The organism is Vibrio sp. M250220, from assembly GCF_036533795.1.
In the GTDB taxonomy this organism is placed as follows: Bacteria; Pseudomonadota; Gammaproteobacteria; order Enterobacterales; family Vibrionaceae; genus Vibrio.
Genome location: NZ_JATABI010000031.1, coordinates 42,948 through 49,539 on the forward strand (window position 1 = coordinate 42,948; position 6,592 = coordinate 49,539).

Genomic DNA, 6,592 nt, shown 5'->3' on the forward strand with positions numbered 1-6,592 from the left:
TGAGTGACAACGTGCAAATACTCCAGATCCTATCTAATCGCGCTATCCATAAACAAGTATTGCTGCTTGCTATTCCTATGGTGCTTTCCAATATCACCGTCCCTTTATTGGGATTGGTTGATGCTGCTGTTATCGGCCACTTAGAACATGCTTGGTATTTGGGAGGTGTTGCGTTAGGCAGCACGATGATCAGTGTGACTTTTTGGCTACTCGGTTTTCTGAGAATGTCGACGACGGGGCTCACTGCTCAAGCCTATGGAGCGAAAAGTGCTCACCAATTGGGCTTGGTTTTCAGTCAAGGCATGAGTATGGCCTTGATGTTTGCTTCGCTATTTCTGTTATTTCATCAATTTGTCGCTGAGTGGATATTTAGTTTTAGTGATGCCAGCGAGCAGGTTAAGCAATATGGTGCTCAGTACTTTGCTGTTCGCGCCTGGAGTGCCCCAGCTGCGCTGGTCAACTTTGTGATATTAGGCTGGCTGCTAGGAACCCAAAATGCCAAAGCACCTATGTGGATGGTGATCATTGCTAATGTGGTGAATATCGTGCTCGACGTGCTGTTTGTGATCGGTTTGGGCTGGAAAGTTGAGGGTGCGGCGCTGGCCTCCGTCATTGCCGATTACACAGGGATGATTTTTGGTCTCTATTGTGTGTGGCGTAAGTGGCGAGTTGAACGTTTACCGCCTGTGTGGGTACTGCTCAAAGACACCACTCAAGGTTTAGCGCGTTTTGTTAAACTCAATCGCGATATCTTCCTTCGCTCATTATGCCTGCAAGCTGCATTTACTTTTATGACCTTTCAAGGGGCAAGCTTTGGTGATGAAATTGTCGCGGCTAATGCGGTTTTGATGAGTTTCCTAATGACAATTTCGTATGGTATGGATGGCTTCGCTTATGCGATGGAGGCGATGGTCGGCAAAGCGATTGGGGCAAAAGACAAACAGCAGTTGAGCCATTCTTTACTCGGAACCTTCTTTTGGAGTTTTGTGATCTGCTTTTTGCTGACAGTGGTGTTTGCTATCGCCGGATCGAGCTTGATCGGAATGATCACAGATATCCCTCAGGTACAGACTATTGCTCTTGAATACTTACCTTGGTTAATCGCGATGCCAATGGTTTCTATGTGGTGTTTCTTACTCGATGGCGTTTTTATCGGTGCAACCAAAGGGGCGGAGATGCGCAATAGCATGTTTATTTCGACCTGTACTTTCTTTGTGGTGTTCTATCTGCTGGCCTATCTAGAGAATCATGCACTATGGTTGGCTATGTTGAGTTTCATGGCCGTAAGGGGAATGTCGCTTGCACTGATATTAGTTAATCAGTGGCGACAAAACAGATTTCTCGCTTAATTATTCTTTGAATCTATCGCCGAGCTTAGTGCTCGGCTTTTTGTATTGGCTCACTATTATTACTTATATGTAAAAATCATTTTCAAAATGACTGGATTATCATGGTCGTTGAAATGCCTAAAATAACTTCCAACAAAACGACGCAGCATTGAGACGCGAGCTCAACTACGCTTATTGCGTCATAACAAATCCCTACTTTGAAGGAAACCCCAATGGCACTTGAACTGAAACCGGGTCAAACTCATATCAAATCGAAAGCGATGGTTGCATGGGCAGCTGGCGCACCACTAAAAATGGAAGAAGTTGATGTTCAGCTTCCCAAAGCGGGTGAAGTACTTGTTCGTATTGTGGCGACTGGTGTATGTCACACAGACGCTTTTACTTTGTCTGGTGACGATCCAGAAGGCATCTTCCCTGCAATCCTCGGCCATGAAGGTGGTGGTATTGTTGAGATGGTGGGCGAAGGTGTAACCAGCGTTGAAGTGGGTGATCATGTTATTCCACTATACACAGCTGAATGTGGTGAATGTAAGTTCTGTAAATCAGGTAAAACTAACCTATGTCAGGCTGTTCGTGAAACTCAAGGAAAGGGTTTAATGCCAGACGGTACAAGTCGTTTCTCCATTAATGGTGAAACAATTTTCCACTACATGGGTTGCTCTACTTTTTCTGAGTACACCGTACTGCCAGAAATTTCACTGGCTAAAGTCAACAAAGAAGCACCACTTGAAGAAGTGTGTCTTCTGGGATGTGGCGTAACAACGGGTATGGGTGCTGTCTTAAACACGGCTAAGGTTAAGCAGGGCGATACTGTGGCTATCTTTGGGCTTGGTGGTATTGGTTTATCGGCGGTCATTGGTGCTCGTATGGCTGGCGCAAGCCGCATCATTGGCATTGATATCAATGAAAGTAAGTTCGAACTAGCAAAACAATTGGGTGCGACCGATTGTATTAACCCGCAAAAGTTTGATACGCCAATTCAAGAAGTTATCGTTGAAATGACGGATGGCGGTGTCGACTACTCATTTGAGTGTATTGGTAACGTCAACGTTATGCGTCAAGCACTAGAGTGCTGTCACAAAGGCTGGGGTGAATCGGTGATTATTGGTGTCGCTGGTGCTGGACAAGAAATCTCTACTCGTCCATTCCAGTTGGTTACTGGTCGAGTATGGCGTGGTTCAGCATTTGGTGGTGTGAAAGGTCGTTCAGAGCTACCTGAAATTGTTGAACGCTACATGGTTGGTGAGTTCGGTCTGCAAGAATTCATTACTCATACGATGGGTTTGCAAGACGTGAATGAAGCATTTGAACTGATGCACAGAGGTGAGTCTATTCGTACTGTACTTCACATGGATAGATAACGTTTCACGCTTAAGTTTTAACGCCCTGAAACAGGGGCGTTAACTTTCTAATTTATCAAAATCGCTTTTCCCCATGAGGTTGTTATGACCATTGAGAATATTAGCCAAGCCAAAGTATTCGGTGGTTGGCACAAACAATACACACATCAGTCTGTCCGACTGAATTGCGCAATGCGTTTTGCGATTTTTTTACCGCCGAAAGCGTCGAAGAGTAGCCCCGTCCCCGTGCTCTATTGGCTTTCTGGATTGACGTGTACAGATGAAAACTTCATGCAAAAAGCGGGAGCATTTCGTCGTGCAGCAGAGTTAGGCATAGCGATTGTTGCGCCAGATACCAGTCCACGCGGTGACGATGTTGCTGATGATGATGGGTATGATCTTGGGAAAGGCGCGGGCTTCTATCTCAATGCTACGCAAGAGCCTTGGTCTCGCCACTATCAGATGTACGATTATGTGGTTGATGAGCTGCCTGCATTGATTGAAGCAAATTTTCCCGTATCTAAAGAGCGTTCTATTTTTGGTCATAGCATGGGGGGACACGGTGCGTTGACTATTGGTTTGAAGAACAGTGAGAAATATCGCTCGATTTCAGCGTTTAGCCCGATCAGTAATCCGATGCAATCACCGTGGGGGCAGAACGCGTTTACTGCTTATCTTGGTAATGATTTCGAAACATGGAGACAGTACGATGCGAGTGAATTGCTCAAAAAGGCGAAGTCTCAGCTGCCGATTCTGGTTGATCAGGGCGATGCAGATAGTTTTTTAGTCGAACAGCTTAAACCAGAAGTGCTGGTTGCTGCGGCACAAGAGCATGGTTCAGATGTCGAGGTTCGCCTTCAACCGGGTTATGACCATAGTTACTACTTCATATCCAGCTTTATTGATGAGCACATTGATTTCCATGCCTCTTACCTAATTCAGAAGCATAGCTAAATATTTAAGCCTGCATACAATGCAGGCTTAATTCGTTTCGGTGCTTAGAACAATCGGTTTAAACCATTGAGAGCGGCAACTCGGTACGCTTCCGCCATGGTTGGATAGTTAAAGGTGGTGTTAACGAAGTACTCAATCGTATTCGCTTCGCCTTTCTGTTCCATGATGGCTTGACCGATGTGAATGATTTCAGCGGCACGCTCACCAAAACAGTGAATACCCAAGATCTCTTTGGTTTCGCGATGGAATAGAATCTTTAAGCTACCAATATCTTTCCCTGCAATTTGCGCACGAGCCAAATGTTTGAATGATGAACGTCCAACCTCATACGGAACCTTGGCCGCCGTCAGCTCTTGTTCAGTTTTACCTACCGAACTGATCTCTGGAATGGTGTAGATGCCGGTTGGGATATCATCAATCAAATGGCCTTCTGCTTGGCCTTTCGTTATTGCTTGAGCAACAAAACGGCCTTGGTCGTAGGCGGCACTGGCTAGGCTAGGGTAACCAATCACGTCACCAACAGCATAGATGTGTTCCACTTCAGTCTGATAGTTTCCATCAACCTTAAGTTGACCACGAGAGTCTGCCTCTAGACCAACTGCTGAAAGATTGAGTTTATCCGTGTTACCTGTACGACCATTCGCGTAAAGGATACAGTCAGCTCGCATCTTCTTACCTGATTCCAAGTGAACGATGACACCATCTTCGGTTCCTTCGATTTTTTCAAAGGTCTCATCGTTACGTATCACGACACCACTGTTCCAGAAGTGATAAGAGAGCGCATCAGACACTTCATTATCAAGGAAAGAAAGTAGGCGATCTCGGGTGTTAATTAGGTCAGTTTTAACCCCTAATCCACGGAAAATCGATGCGTACTCACAACCGATCACACCAGCACCATAGATAATGATATGGCGAGGGTCATGCTTTAGGTTAAGGATTGAGTCACTGTCGTAAATGCGTTCATGCATGAAATCGACATTGTCTGGTTGATATGGACGAGAGCCCGTCGCAATAACAAATCGATCTGCACTGTAGGTTTCTTCAGTACCGTCACTTTGCATTACCGCTATCGTGTACTTATCGATGAAACGAGCGCTGCCGAAAATCAACCTACACTGATTGCGGTCGTAAAAGCCTTGACGTAAACGCGTCTGTTTATCGATAACGGATTTTGCATGACCAAGGATATTGGAAAACGTTGAGTGTAAGCTGGTGTTATTGTGGCAGAACAGAGGGTTGCTGTTGAATTCAATGATACGGCTAACTGCATGACGCAGCGCCTTAGAAGGGATGGTTCCCCAGTGAGTACAACCACCACCTACACTGCTTTCTTTTTCTACAATGGCTACATTTAATCCCGCTTTGGTTAATCCCATCGCTGCCCCTTCACCACCGGGACCACTACCAATAACGATTACATCAAAGTGGTTATTCTCCGCCATAGCTTTTTCCTTGTTATATAGTCTTAACATTGCTGTAGCGAGATTTTAACTGATTCCTCAAAGGCGTAAAAGAAAAGCGCACTAGAGAGTCGGTGAGATCACGTAGAATCAAGTAAATAGATTCAAGGGTATGTCGTATGTCTCTAATTCAGGGCGAAAAGATTGAAAATTTGGCCTAACTCGGTTTAATTGCCACTCGGTTGTCAAAGCGAGAGATTATGGGTTATCTCCTTAAGCCAATCGTTGTATATTAAAGGCTACCGTTGAAAGAAAAATAGAAAACAAATATGAAATCCATGGGAATCCGTGCACAGCAAAAAGAAAAAACGCGTCGTTCATTAATTGATGCAGCGTTTAGTCAATTGAGTGCTGATCGTAGCTTCTCCAACTTAAGTTTAAGAGAAGTCGCACGCGAAGCGGGAATCGCTCCAACATCATTCTACCGCCACTTTAAGGATATGGATGAGTTAGGTTTAACCATGGTCGATGAGGGAGGCTTGTTGCTGCGTCAACTTATGCGCCAAGCACGCCAACGCATTGTCAAAGAGGGCAGTGTGATTCGAACTTCGGTTGAAACCTTCATGGAGTTTATCGAAAGTAGTCCAAACGTTTTTCGTCTATTGTTACGTGAGCGATCGGGTACTTCTTTTGAATTTCGTACCGCTGTCGCTCGTGAGATGCAACATTTTGTCGCAGAGATGACAGAGTATTTGATTAGTACCGGGATGACTCGGGACGAAGCTTTTACCCAAGCAGAAGCATCCGTTACCTTGGTCTTCAGCTCAGGTGCAGAAGCTTTAGATTTAGAAAGGCATGAGCGAGATGAACTCGCAGAGCGTCTTATAATGCAATTGCGAATGATAGCCAAAGGGGCTTTCTGGTATCGCAAAGAACGTGAACGTAACCGATTAAAAGGTGGGATAGATTAATGTCGAATGAAACAAACCAAGTTAATCGTGGTTCTGAGAAGAAAACACTCGTATTGGCGCTCGTCGCGGGTATGTGTGGTGATGCCATGTTGTCATGGCTAACTATGAGTGAAGTCTCTTTCTCAATTTTTCCACTGATTGCACTTGTACTATCAGTACAAGCGCTCTACCAAGAGTACCTACGTAACCCTGTCTCTGAAGATATCCCGCTGGTGGGTCTAGCGTGTTTCTTTGTCGGAGCATTTGGCCATTCCGCGTTTGTCAAAGCGCAATACCCAGATGCCGGCTCAAATATGTTGGCAATCTTCATCACCTTAGGTTTGCTACTATGGGTTGCAAAGAAACTGGGTTTTCTAAACGCAGTCACTAAAGCAGAATCTTAATCTGCCATACTCTAGAGACAAAAAAACGAGCCACTTAGGCTCGTTTTTTATTTTCAGCCCTAAACCACCTACTTCAGTAGGTGGTTATCATCCGTTTCGGCTTTGCCTGTAAAACTACTCATGCTAAATGCGTCTTTGATTTTTCCAGAAGTCAAAGAGGACAAATAACATGAGTAGATACAATCAAGCTTC

Annotated in this window: 6 protein-coding genes; 5 read left to right on the forward strand and 1 reads right to left on the reverse strand. The window is 44.9% G+C overall.

What is annotated here, in order from left to right:
• The first annotated feature begins 11 nt into the window (after positions 1-11).
• The 3 genes from dinF to fghA all read left to right on the forward strand — a co-directional run bounded on the left by dinF (position 12) and on the right by fghA (position 3,643).
• The gene (dinF, locus tag QTN94_RS12030) at positions 12-1,349 is read left to right on the forward strand and encodes an MATE family efflux transporter DinF (protein ID WP_331427761.1); all 1,338 of its coding nucleotides are present in this window, start codon (positions 12-14) and stop codon (positions 1,347-1,349) included.
• A 212-nt stretch (positions 1,350-1,561) separates the two neighbouring features.
• Positions 1,562-2,710, forward strand: a complete 1,149-nt coding sequence (locus QTN94_RS12035) for an S-(hydroxymethyl)glutathione dehydrogenase/class III alcohol dehydrogenase (RefSeq protein WP_331418374.1) — start codon at positions 1,562-1,564, stop codon at positions 2,708-2,710.
• An 84-nt stretch (positions 2,711-2,794) separates the two neighbouring features.
• Entirely contained in the window at positions 2,795-3,643 is an 849-nt protein-coding gene (gene fghA / locus QTN94_RS12040) for an S-formylglutathione hydrolase (protein ID WP_331418375.1), read from the forward strand.
• 44 nt (positions 3,644-3,687) lie between these two features.
• Here the strand turns inward: fghA and sthA are convergent, their stop codons facing one another.
• The gene (gene sthA / locus QTN94_RS12045) at positions 3,688-5,118 is read right to left on the reverse strand and encodes a Si-specific NAD(P)(+) transhydrogenase (protein ID WP_331427762.1); all 1,431 of its coding nucleotides are present in this window, start codon (positions 5,116-5,118) and stop codon (positions 3,688-3,690) included.
• 257 nt (positions 5,119-5,375) lie between these two features.
• Here sthA and fabR point away from each other — a divergent pair, with 257 nt between their 5' ends.
• Positions 5,376-6,017, forward strand: a complete 642-nt coding sequence (gene fabR / locus QTN94_RS12050) for an HTH-type transcriptional repressor FabR (RefSeq protein ID WP_138971317.1) — start codon at positions 5,376-5,378, stop codon at positions 6,015-6,017.
• Entirely contained in the window at positions 6,017-6,400 is a 384-nt protein-coding gene (locus tag QTN94_RS12055) for a YijD family membrane protein (protein ID WP_138971318.1), read from the forward strand. Before fabR ends, QTN94_RS12055 begins: the two co-directional genes overlap by 1 nt.
• Positions 6,401-6,592 lie beyond the last annotated feature (192 nt).